21 protein-coding genes are annotated in these 21,797 nt (G+C 64.9%); 11 read left to right on the forward strand and 10 right to left on the reverse strand.

Features of this window, described 5'->3' with window-relative positions; genetic code table 11:
* Positions 1-112 precede the first annotated feature (112 nt).
* The 5 genes from ACE3UG_RS16730 to ACE3UG_RS16750 all read left to right on the forward strand — a co-directional run bounded on the left by ACE3UG_RS16730 (position 113) and on the right by ACE3UG_RS16750 (position 4,629).
* Entirely contained in the window at positions 113-703 is a 591-nt protein-coding gene (locus ACE3UG_RS16730; protein ID WP_374625907.1) for an aminodeoxychorismate/anthranilate synthase component II, read from the forward strand.
* 55 nt (positions 704-758) lie between these two features.
* On the forward strand, positions 759-1,790 hold the full coding sequence (trpD, locus tag ACE3UG_RS16735) for an anthranilate phosphoribosyltransferase (protein ID WP_374626054.1): 1,032 nt from the start codon (positions 759-761) through the stop codon (positions 1,788-1,790).
* Positions 1,791-1,916: 126 nt separating this feature from the next.
* Positions 1,917-2,729: an indole-3-glycerol phosphate synthase TrpC gene (gene trpC, locus ACE3UG_RS16740; protein ID WP_374625909.1), complete on the forward strand. Its 813-nt coding sequence runs from the start codon at positions 1,917-1,919 to the stop codon at positions 2,727-2,729.
* A gap of 154 nt (positions 2,730-2,883) precedes the next feature.
* On the forward strand, positions 2,884-3,579 hold the full coding sequence (locus ACE3UG_RS16745; protein WP_374625911.1) for a CYTH domain-containing protein: 696 nt from the start codon (positions 2,884-2,886) through the stop codon (positions 3,577-3,579).
* Positions 3,580-3,660: 81 nt separating this feature from the next.
* On the forward strand, positions 3,661-4,629 hold the full coding sequence (locus ACE3UG_RS16750) for a uracil-DNA glycosylase (protein WP_374625914.1): 969 nt from the start codon (positions 3,661-3,663) through the stop codon (positions 4,627-4,629).
* Positions 4,630-4,782: 153 nt separating this feature from the next.
* Here the strand turns inward: ACE3UG_RS16750 and ACE3UG_RS16755 are convergent, their stop codons facing one another.
* Together ACE3UG_RS16755 and ACE3UG_RS16760 are read right to left on the reverse strand one after the other, a co-directional pair.
* A complete protein-coding gene (locus ACE3UG_RS16755) occupies positions 4,783-5,694 on the reverse strand; it encodes a pirin family protein (RefSeq protein WP_374625916.1) in 912 nt (303 codons plus the stop codon).
* Positions 5,695-5,750: 56 nt separating this feature from the next.
* Positions 5,751-6,350 carry an FMN-dependent NADH-azoreductase gene (locus tag ACE3UG_RS16760; RefSeq protein WP_374625918.1) on the reverse strand — a complete coding sequence of 200 codons (600 nt, stop codon included), beginning with the start codon at positions 6,348-6,350 and terminating at the stop codon, positions 5,751-5,753.
* 211 nt (positions 6,351-6,561) lie between these two features.
* Between ACE3UG_RS16760 and ACE3UG_RS16765 the strand changes: the two genes are divergently transcribed.
* Positions 6,562-7,500, forward strand: a complete 939-nt coding sequence (locus tag ACE3UG_RS16765) for a LysR family transcriptional regulator (RefSeq protein ID WP_374625920.1) — start codon at positions 6,562-6,564, stop codon at positions 7,498-7,500.
* A gap of 39 nt (positions 7,501-7,539) precedes the next feature.
* Here ACE3UG_RS16765 and ACE3UG_RS16770 read toward each other — a convergent pair whose 3' ends face one another.
* From ACE3UG_RS16770 to ACE3UG_RS16780, 3 genes are all read right to left on the reverse strand, one after another.
* Positions 7,540-9,336, reverse strand: coding sequence for a M61 family metallopeptidase (locus ACE3UG_RS16770; protein ID WP_374626056.1), 1,797 nt, complete (start codon positions 9,334-9,336; stop codon positions 7,540-7,542).
* 69 nt (positions 9,337-9,405) lie between these two features.
* Positions 9,406-10,170, reverse strand: coding sequence for a DsbC family protein (locus ACE3UG_RS16775; RefSeq protein WP_374625922.1), 765 nt, complete (start codon positions 10,168-10,170; stop codon positions 9,406-9,408).
* 87 nt (positions 10,171-10,257) lie between these two features.
* Positions 10,258-11,457 (reverse strand): UbiH/UbiF family hydroxylase, encoded by a 1,200-nt coding sequence (locus ACE3UG_RS16780; RefSeq protein ID WP_374625924.1) that lies wholly within the window; start codon positions 11,455-11,457, stop codon positions 10,258-10,260.
* Positions 11,458-11,659: 202 nt separating this feature from the next.
* On the opposite strand from ACE3UG_RS16780, the gene ACE3UG_RS16785 reads away from it, so the two are divergent.
* Together ACE3UG_RS16785 and ychF are read left to right on the forward strand one after the other, a co-directional pair.
* Entirely contained in the window at positions 11,660-12,529 is an 870-nt protein-coding gene (locus tag ACE3UG_RS16785; protein ID WP_374625926.1) for a neutral zinc metallopeptidase, read from the forward strand.
* Positions 12,530-12,692: 163 nt separating this feature from the next.
* The gene (gene ychF / locus ACE3UG_RS16790) at positions 12,693-13,787 is read left to right on the forward strand and encodes a redox-regulated ATPase YchF (RefSeq protein ID WP_374625928.1); all 1,095 of its coding nucleotides are present in this window, start codon (positions 12,693-12,695) and stop codon (positions 13,785-13,787) included.
* A 137-nt stretch (positions 13,788-13,924) separates the two neighbouring features.
* On the opposite strand, the gene ACE3UG_RS16795 is transcribed toward ychF, so the two are convergent.
* On the reverse strand, positions 13,925-14,593 hold the full coding sequence (locus ACE3UG_RS16795; protein WP_374625930.1) for a GntR family transcriptional regulator: 669 nt from the start codon (positions 14,591-14,593) through the stop codon (positions 13,925-13,927).
* Positions 14,594-14,663: 70 nt separating this feature from the next.
* Here ACE3UG_RS16795 and ACE3UG_RS16800 point away from each other — a divergent pair, with 70 nt between their 5' ends.
* From ACE3UG_RS16800 to ACE3UG_RS16810, 3 genes are all read left to right on the forward strand, one after another.
* Positions 14,664-16,130, forward strand: a complete 1,467-nt coding sequence (locus ACE3UG_RS16800) for an SLC13 family permease (protein WP_374625932.1) — start codon at positions 14,664-14,666, stop codon at positions 16,128-16,130.
* Between the two features lie 390 nt (positions 16,131-16,520).
* Positions 16,521-17,825 carry a glycosyltransferase family 87 protein gene (locus ACE3UG_RS16805; protein WP_374625934.1) on the forward strand — a complete coding sequence of 435 codons (1,305 nt, stop codon included), beginning with the start codon at positions 16,521-16,523 and terminating at the stop codon, positions 17,823-17,825.
* 5 nt (positions 17,826-17,830) lie between these two features.
* The gene (locus ACE3UG_RS16810; RefSeq protein WP_374625937.1) at positions 17,831-18,946 is read left to right on the forward strand and encodes a glycosyltransferase family 2 protein; all 1,116 of its coding nucleotides are present in this window, start codon (positions 17,831-17,833) and stop codon (positions 18,944-18,946) included.
* Positions 18,947-18,987: 41 nt separating this feature from the next.
* Here ACE3UG_RS16810 and ACE3UG_RS16815 read toward each other — a convergent pair whose 3' ends face one another.
* The 4 genes from ACE3UG_RS16815 to ACE3UG_RS16830 form a co-directional block, all read right to left on the reverse strand.
* On the reverse strand, positions 18,988-19,383 hold the full coding sequence (locus tag ACE3UG_RS16815; protein ID WP_374625939.1) for a GtrA family protein: 396 nt from the start codon (positions 19,381-19,383) through the stop codon (positions 18,988-18,990).
* Entirely contained in the window at positions 19,383-20,882 is a 1,500-nt protein-coding gene (locus tag ACE3UG_RS16820) for an MDR family MFS transporter (RefSeq protein ID WP_374625941.1), read from the reverse strand. Before ACE3UG_RS16820 ends, ACE3UG_RS16815 begins: the two co-directional genes overlap by 1 nt.
* 383 nt (positions 20,883-21,265) lie before the next feature.
* The gene (locus tag ACE3UG_RS16825; RefSeq protein WP_374625943.1) at positions 21,266-21,505 is read right to left on the reverse strand and encodes a GlsB/YeaQ/YmgE family stress response membrane protein; all 240 of its coding nucleotides are present in this window, start codon (positions 21,503-21,505) and stop codon (positions 21,266-21,268) included.
* A gap of 22 nt (positions 21,506-21,527) precedes the next feature.
* Positions 21,528-21,782, reverse strand: a complete 255-nt coding sequence (locus ACE3UG_RS16830; RefSeq protein ID WP_374626058.1) for a GlsB/YeaQ/YmgE family stress response membrane protein — start codon at positions 21,780-21,782, stop codon at positions 21,528-21,530.
* Positions 21,783-21,797: the final 15 nt, after the last annotated feature.

A 21,797-nucleotide genomic window follows, 5' to 3' on the forward strand; every position in this document is an offset into this window, starting at 1 on the left:
CAGCACATGCTCGCGCTTCGTCCATCGCAATCAACTGTCGATGTGTGTAATAAAGTGGGTAATGGAGGTTGTGTGTAATGGAAAACATTAATGAAATCAAGGACTTAGAATCATGAGACTCCTGATGATCGACAACTACGACTCGTTTACCTACAACATCGTCCAGTATTTCGGTGAATTGGGCGAAGACGTGCGGGTCTTTCGCAACGACGAAATCACGCTCGACGCCATCGCCGCGCTCGCGCCTGAGCGCATCTGCCTCTCGCCCGGCCCGAGCTGTCCGGCCAATGCGGGCATCACACTCGACGTCCTCAAGCGCTTCTCCGGCGAAATTCCGATACTCGGCGTCTGCCTCGGCCACCAGGCCATTGGCGAAGCCTTCGGCGGCAACGTCGTGCGCGCTCAGCAAATCATGCACGGCAAGGTGAGCGAGATCGAGACCACGCAACAGGGCGTGTTCGCGAATCTGCCCAAGCGCTTTACCGTCACGCGTTATCACTCGCTGGCCATCGAGCGCGCTTCACTGCCCGATTGCCTCGAAATCACCGCATGGACGGACGACGGCGAGATCATGGGCGTGCGTCACAAGACGCTCAACGTCGAAGGCGTGCAGTTCCACCCGGAATCGATTCTGTCGGAGCACGGCCACGCCGTGCTGCGCAACTTCCTGCAAGCCGCGCCGCGCGTGGCCCAGGCCGCCTGAGCCGCCCGAACCGAACAAGCCACGCCACCGGGCGACACGACAGAGGACAGAACACATCATGATTACCCCGCAAGAAGCCCTGCAGCGCACCATCGAACACCGCGAGATCTTCCACGACGAGATGCTGCATCTGATGCGCCTCATCATGAAGGGCGAGATTTCTCCGGTCATGTCGGCGGCCATCATCACCGGCCTGCGCGTGAAGAAGGAGACCATCGGTGAAATCGCCGCGGCGGCCCAGGTCATGCGCGAATTCGCCAACCACGTCGACGCACCGGCCGACGAGCATTTCGTCGACATCGTGGGCACGGGCGGCGACGTTTCGCATACGTTCAATATTTCCACCGCATCGATGTTCGTGGCGGCAGGCGCCGGCGCGAAGGTCGCCAAGCATGGCAATCGGGGCGTGAGTTCGAAGTCGGGCAGTGCCGACGTGCTCGAGGCACTGGGCGTCAACATCATGCTCTCGCCCGAACAGGTCGCCGTGTGCCTGCGCGAAGTCGGCATCGGCTTCATGTTCGCGCCGAACCATCATCCTGCGATGAAGAACGTCGCCGCCGTCCGCAAGGAAATGGGCGTACGCACGATCTTCAATATTCTCGGGCCGCTCACGAATCCCGCCGGCGCACCGAACCAGTTGATGGGGGTGTTTCACCCCGATCTGGTCGGCATTCAGGTCCGCGTGATGCAGCGTCTGGGCGCCGAACACGTCCTCGTGGTCTACGGCAAGGACGGCATGGACGAAGTGTCGCTCGGCGCCGCCACCGTGGTGGGCGAGCTCAAGGACGGCAAGGTCACCGAGTACGAGATCCATCCGGAAGACTTCGGCCTGCAGATGGTGAGCAATCGCAGCCTGAAGGTCGGCAGCGCCGACGAATCGAAGACCATGCTGATCGACGCACTCGACGACAAGCCTGGCACCGCGCGCGAGATCGTCACGCTCAACGCCGGCACCGCGCTCTATGCCGCCAACCGAGCCGCCTCGATCGGCGACGGCATCACGATGGCACGCGAATCGATTGCCAGCGGCGCGGCACGCGCGAAGCTCGACGAGTTCGTGACGTTCACGCAGCGATTCAAGGCTTGACGTCCAGCCAAGGCACAACCAAGGCTAAGCCAAGGCTCAACGTTACGCCGCGCCCGATCACGACCCCATGGACGTCGGCTCCGGCGACGTCCATCACTCTCCGTAGGTCCCTAGTCACCCATCGATATGTCTACCGTTCTCGACAAGATCCTGGCCGTGAAGGCCGAAGAAGTCGCCGCTGCGAAGCGCGTCCGTGACCTCGCGAGCCTGCGCCGCGACGCCGAAGCCACCGTCGGCGACAGCGCATTGGGCACGCGCGACTTCGTGGGCGCATTGCGCACGAAGATCGGCAGCGGTCTGTCCGGCGTGATCGCCGAGATCAAGAAAGCCAGCCCCTCGAAGGGCGTGATTCGCGAGAACTTCGCCCCCCCGCTAATCGCCGAGTCGTATCAGCAAGGCGGCGCCGCCTGTCTGTCGGTGCTGACCGACGTACAGTTCTTCCAGGGCGCCCCCGAGTATCTGAAGGCGGCGCGTGCCGCCTGCGATCTGCCGGTGCTGCGCAAGGACTTCATGATCGACGCCTATCAGGTCTACGAGGCGCGCGAGATGGGCGCCGATTGCATTCTGCTGATCGCCGCCGCATTGGAACTGGCGCATATGCGCGAGCTGGAAGCGCAAGCCCACGAGTTGGGCATGGCGGTACTCGTTGAAGTGCACAACGGCCACGAACTGGACGCGGGACTCGAACTGAGCACGCCGCTGCTGGGCATCAACAATCGCAACCTGCACACCTTCGAAGTGTCGCTCGACACCACGCTGGGCCTGCTCAAGCACATTCCGGACGATCGTCTGGTCGTCACGGAGTCGGGTATCCTGTCGCGTGACGACGTGGCCCGCATGCGCGCGGCCAACGTCAATGCCTTTCTCGTCGGCGAAGCCTTCATGCGCGCGCCCGAGCCGGGCGATGCGCTCGCCACACTGTTCGACATGCCTCGCTGACGCGCTAACCCGCGTCACACGAGCGATCGGGCGGCGTCCCGCCCGGGACACCGCCCGATGTCTGACAAGACGCGTCGTTCCTGCACGGCGTTGCGGCGCCCGGCATCCCAGGTATCCCCGGCGTCCTCGGCGTCCCCCATACAGGAGCGGCCCCATGGCCATCGAACGCGAACTCAAACTTGCCCTCCCCGGCGACCTGTCCACCGCACGCGCCGACGCGCTGGTGGCTCACCTCGATCGCTTGCCCGGTGCCGAAGCGCGCGGCGAGCGCCACCTCGTCAATCGCTATTTCGATACGCCCGCCCTCGCCCTCGCAAACGCCAAGGCTGCGCTGCGACTCCGCTTCGTGGCCCGCGACGGCCACGCCGGACAATGGCTGCAAACGCTCAAGTCGGTCGGCGAAGCACGCGACGGACTGCATGTGCGCCACGAATGGGAACTGCCCGTACACGGCGAAGCGCTCGAGCTTCCCCAATTGATCGCCGCGTGCGATGTACCTGCCACCGCCGATTTGTTGCGCGCACAAGGCGCGAATGTCGTCGCACAGTTCGAAACGAATTTCGTGCGACGCCTGTGGCGCTACATCGCGGGTGACGGCACGGCAGTGGAGATCGCTTTCGACCGTGGCGAAGTGGCCGTCGAGGCCGACGGAAAACGTCACACGGAACCACTCGTCGAAGTCGAACTGGAACTGCTCGACGCGCCGGACGACGACCGCGAAAGCCAGGGCGAGCGTATGCTCCACGCCCTCGCGCGGAACCTGCGCGACGTGCTGCCCGAGCTGCACAGCGACAACGTGAGCAAGGCGCAGCGCGGCTATCGTCTGCGGCAAAAGGTGCTGGGTCACTGATCGCTTTGCTTCGATGCCAGATGCCCCGATGCCGGACGCCACGGCCCTTTCCATCGCCAACCCATTCGATAGACTTTTCGCATGACATCACGCTCACGCGGCGCATCCCCGTCGATAAATGATGAACGGCAAGGTTCACTGTTCGACGAACCGGCGCCGAGCGGCAACGCGCACGACACGACCGTGCTGCCGCAGCCACCCGTCGCCGTGCCAGAGACGCCGCAACGCCGACGCGGACGCCCGCCGAAGTCGGACGCATCGTTGACGCCCGCATCGACACCACTCGCTGCCGCCCCCAAACCCCTCGTGGACGACGCCCATGTCGCAGGCCCGCTCAAAGGGCGCGTCGAAGATCAGTTCGACGCGTTGCCCGGCGACTGGCAAACGCTGCTCGCTGCGTTCGTTCAGAGCGAGGCATACGCACCGCTATGTCGTTTCGTCGATGCCGAGGTCGCCGCAGGCAAGACCGTCTATCCGGCGGACATCTTCCACGCGCTTCGCATGACCTCACCCAACGACGTGAAGGTCGTCATCCTCGGACAAGACCCCTATCACGGCGACGATCACGGCATCGCGCAGGCGCACGGCCTGGCGTTTTCCGTGCAGCGTGGCGTGCGCATACCGCCTTCGCTGCGCAATATCTACAAGGAAATCGAGCGGGATCTCGGGATTGCCGCGCCGCTGCATGGCAACCTCGACGCGTGGGCGAAACAGGGGGTGTTGTTGCTCAACACGACGCTGACAGTGGAAGCGGGTCACGCGGCAAGTCACGCGAAGCCGTTCAAAAAGGGGGGATGGCAAGCCTGTACCGACACGTTGCTCGCGGGCCTGGCTGCGCAGCAACGGCCTCGGGTGTTCCTGCTGTGGGGCAGCCATGCGCAGGCCAAAGCGCCGCTGCTTGAGGGTCACGGGCATCTGTTGCTCGAAGCCCCGCACCCCTCACCGCTCTCGGCCCATCGCGGCTTCCTCGGCTGCGGGCACTTCAGCGCGGCCAATGCCTTCCTCGCGCAGCACGGTCAGACGCCCATCGACTGGCAAGTCCCGGCGTAAGCCGGTGACAGCGATGGCCTGCCCTGCGCCTGCTCCACTGACCACTGACCACGCCTCACCGCCTCACCGCCTCACCGCCTCACCGTCGCACGGTGACATCCGTCGGACGATTGGGGCCGCGAGCCTGCGCAAAGGGGTTCGCGAATACAGGCGCTATTCGGTGACGGGCGGCAGCGTGCCCATCGAGCCCTGCTGATAGAGGCGCGTGAGCGCGACAAGTTCGCTCTCGTCACGCGCCGCGAAGTTGCCACGATAGACCACGGGCGCGTCGAGTGGCTCGCCGCCTGCAAGCACCAAGCGCGCACCGGCGCGCCCGGCCAGTTGCCAATCGCCGGGCGGCAACAGCACCGCTTGCGCCCCGCCGCCTTCCGCACGCAGGGCATGACCGGCGAGCGCCGCCTCGCCCTGCGCGATCAACGCGAGCCAACGACGGCCGTCGCACGGAATGGTCAAGGCGCGCAGATCGTCCTCACGCCAGTCGAACCGAAGCAGCGTCGTGCGCTCAGCGTCGGCACGCGCCGCGCGATGCTCGCCCCACTGCCCACAAATCAACGTCAGATCGACCGCACCGTCGCGCCAATGCGCCATGGCATCGGCGCGGATCACGCTTTGCGCAGGAGCGCCGCGCGCATGATGGCCCGCGCGATTCACGATCATCCGCACGCCACGCACCGTGCCGCGTGCGCTCTCGGGAACGTCGGCATGTACGGTGCCGCAGTTCGCCTCCAGCCAGAGCAGATCGCCGGGGCGTAGCACCGCGTCGCCGCCATGCGCGTGGCGGCAGCGCAACGCGGTCGTCGACTCGGGAAACAGATAGGTCGCCACCACGCACCCCGCATGCGGATGCGGCGGTATGCACGCGCCGTGACGGCGGAAGATGTCGATCGACAGAAACGGATCGGTTTCGGCGACCTGATCGAAAACCCCCGCCCCCGCAGCGGCCGCACAACGGCCGGGCCGGGAGACGGGAAGCACGCGGGGGAGCGCGCACGGGCCGTCGCGCCCGGCGGCGTCGCCAGCCGAGCGCTTCGTCTGACGCGGATGCAGCGGCGTCGGATTGGCCATGGGGAACCCCTGCGCGGGCAGGCGAACCGAGACGATGACAGCGTCGGCCGTCAGGCTTAGAGCGCCGCGATGGCTTCGCGAGCGTTCTTGAAGCCGGCTGCCGCCGATTCAGGACCGCGGGCCAGGCCTTCCGCGAAGATGAAGGTCACGTCCGTCATGCCGAGGAAGCCGAGAATCGTCTTGATGTACGGAGTCTGGCTGTCAGCCGGCGTGTCCTTGTAGTTACCACCGCGCGCGAAGGCCACGATCACCTTCTTGCCCTGGATCAAGCCTTCCACGCTGCCGTCTTCGCGATAACGGAACGTCACGCGGGCGCGGGCGATCCAGTCGAAGTACGACTTGAGTTGCGTCGGCACCTGGAAGTTATACAACGGCACGCCGAACACGACATAATCGGCCGCCTGGATCTCGGCAATCAACGCGTCGCTGCGAGCGATGATGGCCTTTTGTTCGGCCGAGCGTTGCTCTTCCGGCGTGAAGAACGCGCCGATCACCGCTTCGTCCAGATGCGGCACACCATCGGCCAGCAGGTCACGCACAACGACCTTGGCACCCGGGTGCTTCGCGGCCAGTTGCGCCACGGACTCGTTAGCGAGCGTGGTCGAGTTGGCGCCTTGCGAGCGGGCGGCGGAATTGATTTGCAGAATCGTGGTCATGTCACTGGCTCCTGAGCCTGGGGGTTCGAGAATCCGTGCGCGCTGGCCCCCTCTCGGGAGTACCGCGAATTGCGCGTCGGCTTGAAGTGAATTCTAGTTATCCCCAAAAATGAAACAAGCCGGTAAAATCGAATTGTTTGTTCCTATTTTGGAACAATGCACAGGATTCCTTCCCCTTGCCGGCTGACCGCGTCACCGAGGAGCGCTCGCGATGATTGACGATTTGAATGACATGCTCATTTTCGCGGAGGTCGTGCGCTCGGGCAGCATCACCCGGGCGGGGGAGCGGCTCGGTCTGCCCAAGGCCACGGTGAGTCGACGCCTGTCGCGCCTGGAGATGCGTCTGGGCACAAAGCTGCTGCACAAGACCACGCGGCGGCTTGAACTGACCGAGGTGGGCGAGGCGTATTACGAACGTTGCCTGCCCATTCTCGAAGAAGTGGAAGAGACGCGCGACTTCGCCTCGCAGTTATCGAGCAAACCGCGCGGACGTCTGCGCATCACGGCACCCGGCGACTTTGCCGCGCAATGGCTGGCAGTACCGCTCGCCACGTTCTGTGCCGCCTATCCCGAGATCACGGTGGATATCGATCTGAGTTCGCGACAGGTCGACCTGATCGGCGAGCGTATCGACGTCGCCATTCGGGCAGGACAACTCTCCGATTCGACGCTCGTCGCGCGGCCGATGCTCAAGCTCACACGCAGCCTGTACGCGAGCCCGCTGTATCTAAGTGCGACGGGGCTGCCTGCCACGCCCGATGAGCTGGCGGGCCATCGTTTCGTGATTCTGCAAGGGGCGCGGCGTCTGTTCAACTCGGACACGCTCCATAAGGGACGCCAGCGTGCAGACATCACCATGCACGGTGCGATTCAGGTCAACAGCATGGGAATGGTCAAGGAGATGGCGCTTGCCGGCAGCGGCATCGCAGCGCTCACCGACGTACTGGCCGAGGACGCGTTGCGCACCGGTCGACTCGTCAAGGTGCTGCCGGCGTGGTCGCTACCGGAAAGCCCGGTGCATCTGGTCACGCCATCGCGACGCTTCCTGCCGCGCAAGACGCAGGTCTTCATCGAGCATATGCTCGCGGTCGCCAGGTCGTGTCCGGAGGAGAACCGGGACCCGAGCGTACCGGGTCCGGCGCAAGAATGAGCCTCGCGCACGCAAGCGGCGCGCGAGACCCCAACGCGCTCAGGCCGACAGCCACTTTTCGCGACGCTGTGCGGCGGCGCGATCGCGCGTCTCGGCGATGCGGTACTTCGAGATCTCCGGCGCGTCGAGCGTGAGCGCAGCCTCGCGCAGTTCGTCTCGGCGAAAAGCGTGAATCTTCACCTTATCGCCAGGACGGTAGCGCTCGAGCAGCTTGTCGAGATTGCCCGGCGTCACGCGCAGGCTGTCGATGGCGACCAGGACATCGCCCGCCGACAGGCCCGCCGCCTGCGCGGCCCCGCCGTCGAGCACCTGTGTGAGCGAGAGATCGTCGCCGCGCTTTGCCGTCTTCACGCCAAGCGACGGACGAGCGTCCTCCGCCGGCACCGGCGCCAGAGTGAGGCCAACGCGCTCCAGCAACGCTTCGATCGGCAGATCGCGCGTGCCGTTGATCGCCATGGCGAAAAACGCCGACAGGTCGAGTCCCGAGACCGCTTCGAAGAGCGGCTGAACGGCATTCTCGTCGATGCCCACGGGCGAGCCGCGATAGAAGTCGCGACCGTAGCGTTGCCACAGCGCACGCATGATGTCGTCGAGCGACTTCTGGCCGCGCGTGTGCGAACGAATCGTCAGATCGAGCGCGAGCGCGACGAGCGATCCCTTCGTGTAGTAGCTGACGATGGCGTTCGGCGCGTTTTCGTCTTGACGGTAGTACTTCGTCCAGGCATCGAACGAACTCTCGGCCACGGTCTGCTTGAACCGGCCGTTGCCGCGCAACACATTCGCCACCGTCTTGGCAACGAGGTCGTAATACGCCGCAGGCGCGATCACGCCACTGCGCACCAGCATCAGATCGTCGTAGTACGACGTGAAGCCTTCGAACAGCCACAGCAGGCGTGTATAAGCTTCCCGATCGAGCGCATACGGCGCGAACACCGCTGGCTTGATGCGCTTGACGTTCCACGTATGGAAGTACTCGTGGCTCACCAGACCGAGGAAGCTGCGATACGCGTCGCTCATGCGCGCCTGTCCCTGCACCGGCAGATCGTTGCGGCTGGCGAGCAGGGCCGTGGAGGCGCGATGTTCGAGCCCGCCATACCCGTCACCGACGGTCATGAGCAGGAACACGTAGCGCGCCATCGGCACGCGCGATCGCGAACTCGCGCCCGGCTCGAACAAGCGGATCTGCGCTTCGCAGATCTTCTTCATGTCGCGCACCAGGCGGTCCAGATCGAGATTCGGCACCGGCCCCGTAATGGCGACTTCGTGCGTCACGCCACACGCCTTGAACGTGGCATGAACGAATGTCCCCATCTCGACCGGCGAGTCGATCAGTTCGTCATAGTCGACGGCCAGGTAGCGCCCGAAGTCGAGCGCCGCCGTGCCGTCGGCCGGTGCGAGCGCCGTCGCAACCCGCCACGCCTTGAACGCCGCACCGCGCGGACGCAATACCTCGACCTCGCACGGTGCATGGTCCTGGCCTTCGACGCGCAGGAACACGCTCGTGCCATTGAAGAAGCCGTGCGTGTCGTCGAGATGTGCGGCGCGCACCGACAGGTCCCACGCGTACACCTCATAGGTCACGATCAGCGTGCCCTTGCACGGTGCCGCCTGCCACGTATGTTTGTCGAGCTTGTCGAGCGCGATCTTTCGGCCCCGGCAGGTAGCGCCGATCGTCACGATGTTGCGAGCGAACTCGCGCACCATGTAGCTGCCCGGAATCCACGCGGGCAGCGTGAAACGCTGGCCGTCGGGGGCAGGATTCGAGACCGTGACGCTCACTTCGAACAGATGGGCGGCAGGCGACTTCGGAACGATCGCATACCGGATGGCGGGCACAGCAGACGTGGCTTTCATGACGTGGCGGCTTCTTGTTGTCGGGGCGGTCGGGCGCTGGCGGGCGGCCAGTTACTTGATCGTGGCGAGCGCCTTCTCCAATGCTTCGGCCGGCACGGCGCCCGGCAAACGGCGGCCGTCGGACAGAATGATCGTCGGCGTGCCGGTCACGTTGTACTGACGGCCCAGCGCCACGTTTTGCAGCACGGCGTTGTCGTCGCACTTGGCAGCGGGGGTCGGCGGCGCCTTCTTGTCGAGCATCCAGTCATGCCACGCGGTGACCGGATTGGGGGCGCACCAGATCGCCTTCGACTTCGCATCCGAGTCGGGGCCGAGCACCGGATACAGGAAGGTGTACACGGTGAGGTTATCGATACTCGACGTCTTGAGCATCTGCTCGAAGCGCTTGCAGTACGGGCAGTTCGGATCGGAGAACACAGCGACCTTGCGGCTGCCGTTGCCCTTCACGTATTTGATGGCGTGGTCAAGCGGCAGCTTCGCGAAATCGACCTTGTTCAACTCCGACTGACGCGCTTCGGTCAGGCTCTGGCGCGTCTTCGTGTCGACGAGGTTACCTCCGACAATCACGTACTGCGCCTTCTCGTCCGAGTAGATGATGTCGCCGCCGACGGCCACTTCATAGAGCCCAGGGATGGGGGTGCGCGCCACCGATTGGACGGGGGCCTCGGCGCCGAGGGTTTTCTGCACGGCGGCCTTCACGCGGTCGAGCGCGGCGCTGGGCTTGTTCTGTGCGACGGCGGGCACGATGAAAGTCGCGGCGCAAACCGCCGCCAGACCGAGCGCTGCGAGCGCCGCGGCGCGATAACGTTGCAACATCGAGTATCTCCAGAAGTGTGTCGAGCGAGAGGCGCGTCCGGGCATTCCAGCATCGGCCGGAATTTGCCGGAACGAACGCCCGAAGGGTTAGCCCAGGGCGCGGCCGATCAGGAATTTCTTGACGAACGGCAGCAGGTTCACGCTGTCGAGCCCAGCGTTGCGGACGAACTTGGCGAGTGGACTGCTCGCTGAGAACAGCTTGTGCAGGCCATCGGTCGTGAACGCCATACTGCCGATATCTTCCTTGCGGGCGCGCTCGTAGCGACGCAGGACGGCGATGTCGCCACAATCGCGGAACGACTCGCGTCCGGCGAGCGCGTCGCCGAGCGCCGCCACGTCGCGCAAGCCCAGGTTCATGCCCTGGCCGGCGAGCGGATGCACGACGTGCGCTGCGTCGCCGACCAGCGCCACGCGCGGCGCGATCAGGCGTTTGGCCCGCGCGAGCACGAGTGGGAAGCCCTGGGCGTGCGCTGAGACCGGCGTGAGACGTCCAAGTTCACCGTTCGCGAAGCTGTCGACGCGCTCGGCAAGCGCTTTGGGATCGAGCGCAAGCAACCGCCTGGCATGTTCGTCGGCGGCCGACCAGACCAGCGAGACGTGCTGGTCCGGCAACGGTAACAGCGCGACGATCTCGCCGTCGCGAAACCATTGGAACGCGGTATCGCGATGCGGGCGTTCGGCGCGGAAATTGCATACCACGCCGAGTTGTTCGTAGGGACGCACCGAGCCGTCGAGCCCTGCGGTACGGCGCACCCAGGAGTGCGCGCCGTCGGCGCCGACCACGAGCGAAGCGCGCAGGGTCTTGCCATCGGACAGGCGCACCAGGGCGGCGTCGGCATCGACTTCGAGCGCATCGGCGCGGGCGTCGAGCCATTGCACTTGCGGGGAGAATCGCAGGGCGGCGTCGAGCGCGCGTTCGAGATTGGACGATTCGGCGATCCAGGCGAGCTGCGGCACAGCGGCCTGATACGCCGAGAAATGGAGGCTGCCGCGTTCGTCGCCGAAGACTTCCATGTCGTAGACGGGATTCACGCGCGCGGGGTCGACGGCTTGCCATACGCGCATGCGCTCGAAGAGCGCCTGGGAGCTCGACGAGAGCGAGTAAATGCGGGCATCCCAAGGGTCGCCGCGCCCGTTGGACGACGGCGGCGCGGCGGGGGCCGGCTGGGCGAGCAGTGCGACGGACAGACGCGCCTGCGAGAGCAGCAAGGCGGCGGCCTTCCCGACCAGACCGCCACCGACGACGATGACATCGTGCGTTTGGCTGGAGGTTTGCGTTAGAGACATGCGGCAAATGCAGCGCCAGCGCCTGAATCGCGCGAGCCGGCTGGTTCAGAAAACGAGATGGCGTATTGTCGCACGCCTGCCGCGCTTCGGAGGTCGAGCCGCCCGGGGATTGGCTGCGGCCCAGCGTCGCGTGTCACGACCGGGCGCTATACTTCCGCGCATATCTTCCGCGCATATCGCTTATCAGACAAGGAGACCGCCCATGCGCCTCGACAACGAATCCGAAAGTCAGAACGTCGAAGATCGCCGGGGAGGCGGATTCGGAGGCCGCGCCACGATCGGTATCGGCACGATTGTGGTGGCGCTGGCCGCCTCGTATTTCTTCGGGATCGACCCGCGCGTCATTATTCAGGGCTCGCAGATGCTTCAGGGGCAGACGCAGTCGCAGCCGCAGTCCGCGCCCAACGCCACGCCCGCCAACGACCCGAAGACGGTCTTCACGCGCAAGGTACTCGGCAACATCGAGCGCACCTGGGCAAGCGTGTTCCCGCAGCAACTGAACCGTCAGTATGTGCCGCCGAGACTTGTGCTGTTCTCGGGGGCGACGCCCACGGCGTGCGGCACCGGGCAAACGGCGATGGGGCCGTTCTACTGTCCGGGCGACAGCAAGGTGTACATCGATCTGGCGTTCTACGACGAACTGCGTCAGCGCTTCGGCGCCGGGGGCGACTTTGCGCAGGCGTACGTGATCGCTCATGAAGTGGGCCATCACATCCAGAATTTGCTGGGTATTTCCGAGAAATTCGACGAAGTGCGGCGACGCGCGAGCGAAGCGCAGGCCAATGCGCTGTCGGTGCGCCTGGAGTTGCAGGCCGACTGCTTCGCGGGGGTCTGGGCCAACAATGCCGCGAAGGCGAATGAGCAGTTGCTGGAACCGGGCGACATCGAGCAGGGGCTCAAGGCGGCGGCCGCCATTGGCGACGACCGGTTGCAGCAGCAGGCACAGGGCCGCGTGGTGCCGGAGTCGTTCACGCACGGCACGAGCGCCCAGCGCGTGTATTGGCTGCGTCAGGGGCTGCAATACGGCGATATGCGCAAGTGCGACACGTTCTCGGCGAAGCAACTGAGTTGAGTTCCTCGCCGAAGCGGAGGCTGCGGGGGTTGCGGGGGTTGCGGGGATCGAGGGCGTTGTTGGCGGCGGAACGGGTACAATAGCGGACTTTTCGCGACGCAATCACCGACCGCAACGACCGGCGAATGCAACGGCGCATCTATCGGATTAGACAGGATTTAGCATGAGCCTCAAATGCGGCATTGTCGGCTTGCCCAACGTCGGCAAATCGACCCTTTTCAACGCACTGACCAAAGCGGGCATCGCCGCCGAGAACTATCCGTTCTGCACCATCGAGCCGAACGTCGGCGTGGTGGAAGTGCCGGACCCGCGTCTGGGCAAGCTGGCCGAGATCGTCAAGCCCGAGCGCATCTTGCCGGCGACGGTCGAATTCGTGGACATCGCCGGTCTGGTGGCAGGCGCGTCGAAGGGTGAAGGGTTGGGCAACCAGTTCCTCGCCAACATCCGCGAAACGGACGCCATCACGCATGTTGTGCGCTGCTTCGAGGATGAAAACGTCATCCACGTGGCGGGCAAGGTGAATCCGATTTCGGATATCGAAGTCATCAACACCGAATTGGCGCTGGCCGATCTGAGCACGGTCGAGAAGGCATTGCAACGCTATACGAAGGCGGCCAAGTCGGGCAACGACAAGGAAGCGGCCAAGCTCGTGGCGGTGCTCGAGAAGGTGGTGCCGGTACTCAACGAGGCGCGTCCGGTGCGCTCGATCAATCTGTCGGACGACGAGTTGGCGCTGATCAAACCGTTCTGTCTGATCACGGCCAAGCCGACGATGTATGTCGCCAACGTGAAAGACGACGGCTTCGAGAACAATCCGCATCTGGAAGCGGTGCGCAAGTACGCGGAAGGCGAGCAAGCGCCGGTGGTGGCGGTGTGTGCGGCCATCGAGGCGGAGATTGCCGATATGGAAGATGCCGACAAGGCGGAATTCCTGGCCGACATGGGGATGGACGAGCCGGGGCTGGATCGCGTGATCCGCGCGGGCTTCAAGCTGCTGGGTCTGCAGACGTACTTCACCGCCGGGGTGAAGGAAGTGCGCGCCTGGACGATCCACGTGGGCGACACGGCGCCGCAGGCGGCTGGCGTGATCCACACCGACTTCGAACGCGGCTTCATCCGCGCACAGACCATCGCCTTCGACGACTTCATCCAGTACAAGGGCGAACAAGGCGCGAAGGAAGCCGGCAAGATGCGCGCCGAAGGCAAGGAATACGTCGTGCACGACGGCGACGTGATGAACTTCCTGTTCAACGTCTGACGCGATTGCGCGGCCGGTGACTCATCGGTCAAAGTAGCAGGTTGCGGGCGATCCACGTCAACACACGGTTCCGCAACACAACGCCGAAGGGTGGTTTCGAACGGGGAGCCGCCGGTCAGATAGGGCAAGCCCGGCACTCACCCCGCCCGCGCCTCGCGAATGATCGTTGCGATCTGCTCCCCCGTCGCCCGATTGTGGGCTTGTACCAGCGCGACGGCGCCCGCGTCGTCGCCCGCCTCGCACAAACGCAGCAACGCGCGGTGCTCCTCATGCGAGCGTTGCGCGTTGTCCGCCTTGCGCCATGTCAGGAACAGATAGCGCCCAAGGTTCAAGCGTGCCGTCGCCACGGCGCGCTCGAAGTACGGGCGCTCCGCCTTCGCGTACAGCATCGTGTGAAACGCCGCGTTGCGCATCACGATGTCCGCGAGGTCGGTCGCGGCCTCCAACGCCTCCAGTGCCGCCCACGCCCGCGCCAGATCCGCACGCGATAGATTCGGCATCGCCAGCGCCATCAGACGCCCCTCCAGCAACGCGCGAAAATCCGCCAGCTCAAGCGCGTCGTCTTCCGTGAGCGCCGCCACCACCGTGCCACGATTGACCCGACTCACCGCCAGCCCATCCGACGCCAACATCGTCAACGCCTCACGCACCGGCACATGACTCACCCCCAGCGCCGCCGCCAAATGGTCCTGCCGCAACGCCTCGCCCGGCTTCAACTCGCCACGTCCGATCTGCTCCCGTAATACCTCATACGTTCGCTCCGTCGCCGTACCCGACCCCGTACCCGTACCCGAATCCTGGCGCATTGACCTTCCTTCTCGGTTAACTATATATAATTCACAACAATTATATATTATTTAATGACAGGTGACGTCCATGTCCGCCACGGCCAGCCCCTCATCGTCCGCCTCCGCGACGGTTGCAACCGCAACCGCACCGGCCGCCGACGCCTTCGCCCCCCGCCACCTTTGGCGTCATGCGCTGCTCGCAGGCCTCGGCGCTGCCGCCGGACTCGCCTTGTATGCGACGGGACTGCGCGGCAACACACTCGCCGTCGCCATTATCGTGCTGCTTTGCCTGAGCTATTGGGCAACCGGTTGGCTGCCGGACTTCCTCGTATCGCTCCTGCTGATGTTCCTGCTCGCGACCTGCACGTCGCTCGGGGCGAATGTCGTGTTCTCGGGCTTCACGTCGAGCGCGTTCTGGCTCGTCTTCAGCGGTGCCGTCATCGGCACGGCACTCGGCGTTACGGGCCTCGGCGAGCGCGTTGCATCGCGGCTGGCCGATCATTGCGGCCACGCCTACGGTATCGCCCTCACCGGCTTCGTCGCAATCGCCTTCGCCCTCGGTATTGTCATGCCTTCGACACTCGGCCGGATTGCCATCCTCACCCCCATCGTCCTGAGCTTCTGCGAACGGGTCGGATTGGCACAGGGTCGTCCCGGCCGCACCGGACTCTTGCTCGCCACTGCCCTGGCCAGTTGCGAGTTGTCGACCGCCATTCTTCCCGCCAACCTCCCCAATCTGGTAATGGCCGGCACTGCCGAGACCGTTCTCGGCCTGCGGCTCGGCTACGGCGAATACGCCATCGCGCTCGTGCCCGCGCTCGCTGTCGTGCGCGGCATCGTGCTGGTCGTCGTCGCAATGCGGCTATTCCCCGACCGGCTGACGCCCCTCGCCGTTGCGAACACGGCCAACCCCGCCGCCCGCACGCCGATGCATCCACAAGAATGGCGCCTGCTCGTGGCGCTCTCCTTGATGCTTGGCCTTTGGCTCACGGAACCGTGGCATCACATCGCCGCCGGTTGGGTCGGACTCGGCGTGGCCCTGTTGTGTCTCGGACCGTTGCGATTGGTGAACCCGGATGCATTCCTCAAACACGTCAAACTCGCCCCGCTGTGGTTCGTCGCCGCCATCGTCGGATTGACGGCCGCCGTCGACCACGCCGGACTCGCCGTGGCGCTTCGCCCCGCGCTCTCCCACCTCGATCTGGCACAGATGTCGGCGCCATCGGCCTATCTGGTACTCGTCGCACTGTCGATGACGCTCACCTTCCTCGTCACCTCGAACGCCGCCCCCGCGCTCTACACACCGCTCGTGCCCGCGCTCGCCCTCGGCGCACCGCTCCCGGTGAAAGCGGTCTTGCTGACGCAAACGGTCGGCCTCTCCACCCTTTTGCTGCCCTATCAGGCGCCGCCCCTCGTTCTGGCGATGGCACTGGCCGGCATCGGCATCCGCGACGCGACCCGCTACTGTCTCGCCACCGCCCTCGTCGCGCTGGTGACTGTCGTTCCGATGACCGCACTCTGGTGGCACCTCATCGGCCTGCTGCGTCTCCACTGACAGCGATCACGCCGCGACACCGCCCCCCCCATCGGCCAGCATCATGCGTCGAATTTCCCCTTCAAACGCCGGTTTGCCACAGTCGGAGGTCGATGATCGGACGTGCTCCGATATGACTCGTTATGATCTTGACGGAGACCGTCTCGACTAATATGGACGCATGTCTGTCACGACAAGCGATATCTCGAAGTTCGAAGCGATGTGCAGCGCAGCGCAACATTCGCGCACGCGGGGCCGTCGCCTATCGGGAATGCCCGGCTTGAGATTGCCGCGCGCGTGCCGCGACAATCGACCGTCAGGCAAGACACCCAAAGAATGACCGCGCGTCATCCCATGCTGTCGCCTTAGTCGAGCACCGCCGTTTTCATGCAGCCAAGGGGAGGTCCGTGCATGACATCGAAGCCGTCGGCCGTCGTTGACGCCGCACCGGGCAAGCGCCGCCACTGGTCCGACGACCGCGCACGCATCCGCCTCTATAGCGGCGCCGCGATGGTCCTCGCGCTCGCCGTGATGGTCACCTGGGGGTATCAGCACTTTGTCGTCGCCAATCCGAAGATCGGCCCCATCGGCCTGGACTTCCTGCCGTTCTGGGGGGCGTCGCACTTCGTGTTGCACGGGCATCCGCTCGACGCCTATAACGTCGATCTGATGTCACGCGTTCAAATCGCCGAACAGCCGTGGGCGCAGAAGATGGGCGGCGTCATGCCATGGCTGTACCCGCCCGTGATGATGATCCTGCTCGCGCCCGTCGCACTACTGCCTTTCTCATACGCCTACGTGGCGTATGCCTGCGTCGGCTTCGGCCTGTACTACGCAGTCCTGCGACGCACCGCGCCATGGCGCGACGCCCGACTGCCGACCGTGAGCTTCCCCGGCGTCCTGCTTGTGATCATTGCCGGGCAAATCGCGCTCTACACCACCGCCCTCGCGGGCTTCTCGCTGCTCATGCTGCGCAAGCGTCCGACTTGGGCCGGTGTGCTCACCGGATTGCTCTTCGTCAAGCCTCACATCGCCGTGCTCTTCCCGCTCGCGTTTGTCTGCGCCCGCGAGTGGCGCGCGCTGGCCGCGTGCGTTGCCACGGTTGTCGGCACCACGGCGCTGGCCGCTGCGGTCTTCGGTCCCGGCATCTATCCGACCTTCCTGCACGCGACGCAGTTCGCCCAGCAAAGCCTCGTCAACGGCACGGCGCAGATCGCCCGCGTACCCACGTTCTTCATCACGGCCCGCATGCTGGGCGCGAGCGTCGCGGTGGCGGCGATCGTCCACGCCGTGGTCGCGCTGTGCGCCGTGGCCGTGACGATCGACTTCTGGCGGCGTCCCGCCGCATTCGCCTTGCGGGCAGCAACGCTCGTCTGCGCGACCGCGCTCGTGAGTCCCTATCTCTATGACTACGACCTCGCGATCTTCTCGCTCTTGATCGCCTGGTATGTGCGCGACGGCATCGCACGCGGATGGCTTCGCGCAGAACGCGAATGGCTCGTCGTGCTGTGGCTTACTCCAACGTTCGGCCTGTTCGGCGTGACGAACATCGGCTTTCAGTTCATGCCGTTCATCACGCTGGCAACGCTTGCCATGCTGTGGCGCCGCCGTCGCCGTCTCGCGCACGTGCCCGATGACGCCGAGCCTCCGCACGCCACCGACGCGTCCATCGCCCATCGCCACGCGCGCGTCACGGCGCCCGCGTTCACGAGGTAATCGCCATGCCCCGCGCCCCCGATACACGCCGTTCGCCGTCCCCGCCGCGCACACCGCTCGTGTCGCTGGTCGTGCCATGCCACAACGAGGCCCCGGCGCTCGACAAGTTCTACCGCGCCGTGACGCCGGTTCTCGAGTCCGTCTCCGGGATTCGCTTCGAGATCGTCTGTGTGAACGACGGCAGCACCGACGACACGCTAAGCGCGCTGCTCGCTTTACGCCGCGTCGACGCGCGCATCCGCGTGATCGACTTCACCCGCAATTTCGGCAAAGAAGCGGCACTGAGCGCGGGCATCGACGAGGCGCAAGGCGACGCCGTCATCCCCATCGACGCCGATCTCCAGGACCCGCCCGCCCTCATCCCCGTGATGATCGAGCGCTGGCGCAACGGCGCCGATGTCGTGCTCGCCAAACGCACGAACCGCGCGAGCGACAGCGTCGCCAAACGCGTCGCGGCAGGTCTCTACTATCGGGTTCACAATCGCCTCTCGGAAGTGAGACTGCCCGAGAACGTCGGCGACTTCCGTCTGATCGACCGGCGCGTCGTCACGGCCCTCAAGCGCCTGCCCGAACGCCGCCGCTTCATGAAGGGGCTGTTCGCGTGGGTCGGGTTTCCTACGGAAGTCGTGGAATACGTGCGCGATCCGCGCAGCGCAGGCGAATCGAAGTTCTCCGGCTGGCGGCTATGGAATTTCGCGCTCGAAGGCATTACCAGCTTCAGCACCGTGCCACTGCGTTGCTGGACATATATCGGCGTGTCGCTCGCACTCGTCTCGCTCGCCTACGGCAGCTATATCGCGCTACGCACCATCATTCATGGCGTCGACGTGCCGGGCTACGCCTCGCTGCTCGTCGGCATTCTGTTTCTCGGCGGCATCCAGCTTGTCGGGATTGGCGTGATCGGCGAATACGTCGGCCGGATCTACTACGAATCGAAAGGACGTCCGCTGTATCTCGTGCGGCGCCGCTACCAGTCGAGCGTCAAGGTGAGCCATCTACCCTCGCGTGTCGCTGTGCAGATGGCCGGCGACCGGCTTCCGTTCGCGCGCAAGACCCTGCGCACACGCACAGACGGCGGCCGGCCGCTCACCTCACGCACGCGTCGTTTCCTCGTGCGATGACGCTGCCGGAGCGCGCGGGAGACGACGGGAAGCGGCAGGCATTACGCGTCTCGATACGTCCAATAGCGATGCAAAACGAACGTCACCGGCGGCACGATCAGCACCACGGCGGCGATACCCACCCAGTGACTCCCGCCAAGGTGCTCTACCGTGCGCGCAACGAAGGTCGTAAGCAGCAGCCCAAAGATCGACACCGGTACGAAGCGCGCGAAACTCGTGCGATGCACCCGCGCGGAAAAACTCCACAGCGTATTGAGCAAATAGGAACACGGCGTGGCCGTGCAGAACGCAACCGCATTCGCCAGGACCGACCCCGCGCCGAACATTTCGATGAGCGTGACTGCCACGATCACGTGCACGGCCGTCGAGACCGCCCCGGCAACACCGAAGCGCATGAGCGACGCCACTAGGGCGCTGGCAGACGGCGATGCGCGCATCAGTGTCCGCCCGGTACGAATTCCGGCTTGTCACGCTTCGTGTCGCGCGACCGATCGACAGCGCTGGTCGGCACCAGCAGGAACAGCAGCATGACACCGATCGAAATCGCCAGGATCGACAAAAACGTGAGGTGCAGCGAATGTTGCAACACCGCCCGAATCGCCTGTTCGGCCACCGTCGACACGCCCCGGTCTTCCAGCACGTGTCGCAACTGATCCGAGGTGACAAGACCCAGCCCGCTCGAATGCGTCAGCCCGAAGTTGAGCACTGCACCGAAGAGCGTCGCGCCGAGCGTACTGCCCAGATTCCGCGAAAAGATGTTCGATGCCGTGGCAGTGCCGCGTTGCGACGGATCGACCAGTTCCTGAATCAGCACGAGCGCGCTCACACTGCCCGTGCCCATCGAGAAGCCCATCAGCAACGACCCAAACCCGGCGAGCAACGGTGAACTGTTCGGCCCCAGCAGCGCAAAGACGACGCCGCCCACCGGCATCAGCAGGCTGCCGCCCACGAGAATGCGACGCAGGCCGAAGCGCGTGAACGTCTTGGCCGCGAGCGTCGCACCGATCGGCCAGCCGACCATGATCATCGTGAGCGCCATGCCCGCCACCACTGGCGTCTGACGCAGCACGCCCTGGGCATACATCGGCAGGAAGGTCGTCAGCCCCATGAGCACCATGCCTGAGAGCAGCGTCGCCGCATTCGCCGCCGCAATCGGGCGACGGCTCCAAAGCGCGAACGAGATCATCGGGTCCTCGGCGCGGCGTTCCTGCCAGACAAACAGCAGCGACGCGAGAACGCACACCAGCCCGCCACCCCAGACGTGCGTATCGGAGAACGCATTCGCATCGGTGAGGGCGACCATCAGCGCCGCCACGGCAATCGCGAAGAGCACGGCGCCAAGTACGTCGATGCTCGGGCGCTGACGCGGCGACTCCTCATGTAGATAGGCAACGAAGCCCGCAGCAGCCAAAAGACCGATGGGAATGTTGATCCAGAAGATCCATGCCCACGACAAATCGCGAATGATGATGCCGCCAAGCATCGGCCCGAGCACGGCCGAGATGGCCCACACGCTCGCCAGATACCCTTGCACCTTGCCGCGCTCGCTGATCGGGTAGTAGTCGGCAATGATGGTCAGACTGACCGGCTGGATGCACGCCGCCCCCACGCCCTGCAACAAGCGGAAGACGATCATCGCCGGCATCGACCATGCCAGCCCGCCGCCGAGCGAGGCAACCAGGAAGACTGCGATACCGACGAGAATGACGGGCTTGCGGCCATAAAGATCGGCCAATTTGCCGAACACCACGGTCATGGCCGTCTGCGCGAGCAAGAAGGCCGAGAACACCCAGCTATACAGATTCAGGCCGCCAAGCTGGGCGACGATCTGCGGCATGGCCGTCGAGATGATGGTGGCCTCGATGGCAACCATGGAGGTCGCTGCCATGACGGATGCCACGATGAATGGCCGCATCGAATTGCGTGTCGCAGACATGTGATCTTTTGAAGAGGGGAATCGGGCGCAGCAACTTCCGGGAAGCGGCGCCGCACCGCTCTCAGGCGCGACGGCCACGCCGGACGGCGGAAGACGGGGATCGAACGTGGCGGCAACGGCCGCACGCGTCGTCAAGGCGACTTGGGCCAGGCAATGGCGACAAGGATAGCCGAATGGGGGAAAACGCGTATGGCACACGTCTCGCCTGCGGGGTCAATCGCCGCCATCCCTTGTGCGGTGGGGCGCTACGCCCGGTAAAACCCTGCGCGGATGCGGGTTTTGGCAGGTTCCGCACGCCAAATGACCGCCGTGCGGCAGACATTGCGCGCCGTGTTGCCTTGACGCGACATCGAACGTCCCGATTTCGGGTCCGCCGTTGCGGCCTATCGTCGCACCAGGCGCAACAGGGCGAGCAACACGATAGCGCCGACCGTGGCCGTAATGATGCGCCCGAGCGTGCCGTACCCCACGGCAACGCCCATATGGCGAAACAGCCAGCCGCCGACGAACGCGCCAATCACGCCCACGACCATGTCGCCAATGATGCCGTAGCCGCCGCCGACCACAAGCCCGGCGAGCCAGCCCGCGACCAGCCCCACGAGCAGCAACACAAGAATGTTCATGTCCGGTCCTCCTGCCGCTGCGTCAGGCAGCGCGGCTGCGCTTGATCGCACCGTAGATCACCAGCAGCACAATGGCACCGAGGATGGATGCGATCCAGCCAGCCGACTGGCCTTCGGTGTAGAAGTGGAGAAACTGTCCGACATATTTGGCAAGCAGCGCGCCGGCAATGCCGAGCAGAATGGTCATGATGACGCCCATGCTTTCCCGGCCGGGATGCAAGGCCCGTGCGATGAGGCCGACGATCAGACCGACGACGATAGTGCCGATAATGCCCATTGCGTGTCTCCAAAG

Origin of the sequence: Pandoraea sp., assembly GCF_041919235.1 — a bacterium.
Lineage (GTDB): Bacteria > Pseudomonadota > Gammaproteobacteria > Burkholderiales > Burkholderiaceae > Pandoraea.

Bases quoted from the DNA above. Each gene is read 5' to 3' on its own strand.
- ACE3UG_RS16805 (WP_374625934.1), top strand. From the start codon at position 16,521: ATGACATCGAAGCCGTCGGCCGTCGTTGACGCCGCACCGGGCAAGCGC.
- ACE3UG_RS16825 (WP_374625943.1), bottom strand. From the start codon at position 21,505: ATGAACATTCTTGTGTTGCTGCTCGTGGGGCTGGTCGCGGGCTGGCTC.
- ACE3UG_RS16815 (WP_374625939.1), bottom strand. From the start codon at position 19,383: ATGCGCGCATCGCCGTCTGCCAGCGCCCTAGTGGCGTCGCTCATGCGC.
- ACE3UG_RS16795 (WP_374625930.1), bottom strand. From the start codon at position 14,593: ATGCGCCAGGATTCGGGTACGGGTACGGGGTCGGGTACGGCGACGGAG.
- ACE3UG_RS16775 (WP_374625922.1), bottom strand. From the start codon at position 10,170: ATGTTGCAACGTTATCGCGCCGCGGCGCTCGCAGCGCTCGGTCTGGCG.
- ACE3UG_RS16765 (WP_374625920.1), top strand. From the start codon at position 6,562: ATGATTGACGATTTGAATGACATGCTCATTTTCGCGGAGGTCGTGCGC.
- ACE3UG_RS16755 (WP_374625916.1), bottom strand. From the start codon at position 5,694: ATGGCCAATCCGACGCCGCTGCATCCGCGTCAGACGAAGCGCTCGGCT.
- ACE3UG_RS16745 (WP_374625911.1), top strand. From the start codon at position 2,884: ATGGCCATCGAACGCGAACTCAAACTTGCCCTCCCCGGCGACCTGTCC.
- ACE3UG_RS16780 (WP_374625924.1), bottom strand. From the start codon at position 11,457: ATGTCTCTAACGCAAACCTCCAGCCAAACGCACGATGTCATCGTCGTC.
- ACE3UG_RS16785 (WP_374625926.1), top strand. From the start codon at position 11,660: ATGCGCCTCGACAACGAATCCGAAAGTCAGAACGTCGAAGATCGCCGG.
- ACE3UG_RS16730 (WP_374625907.1), top strand. From the start codon at position 113: ATGAGACTCCTGATGATCGACAACTACGACTCGTTTACCTACAACATC.
- ACE3UG_RS16750 (WP_374625914.1), top strand. From the start codon at position 3,661: ATGACATCACGCTCACGCGGCGCATCCCCGTCGATAAATGATGAACGG.
- ACE3UG_RS16830 (WP_374626058.1), bottom strand. From the start codon at position 21,782: ATGGGCATTATCGGCACTATCGTCGTCGGTCTGATCGTCGGCCTCATC.
- ychF (WP_374625928.1), top strand. From the start codon at position 12,693: ATGAGCCTCAAATGCGGCATTGTCGGCTTGCCCAACGTCGGCAAATCG.
- trpC (WP_374625909.1), top strand. From the start codon at position 1,917: ATGTCTACCGTTCTCGACAAGATCCTGGCCGTGAAGGCCGAAGAAGTC.
- ACE3UG_RS16810 (WP_374625937.1), top strand. From the start codon at position 17,831: ATGCCCCGCGCCCCCGATACACGCCGTTCGCCGTCCCCGCCGCGCACA.
- ACE3UG_RS16800 (WP_374625932.1), top strand. From the start codon at position 14,664: ATGTCCGCCACGGCCAGCCCCTCATCGTCCGCCTCCGCGACGGTTGCA.
- ACE3UG_RS16760 (WP_374625918.1), bottom strand. From the start codon at position 6,350: ATGACCACGATTCTGCAAATCAATTCCGCCGCCCGCTCGCAAGGCGCC.
- ACE3UG_RS16820 (WP_374625941.1), bottom strand. From the start codon at position 20,882: ATGTCTGCGACACGCAATTCGATGCGGCCATTCATCGTGGCATCCGTC.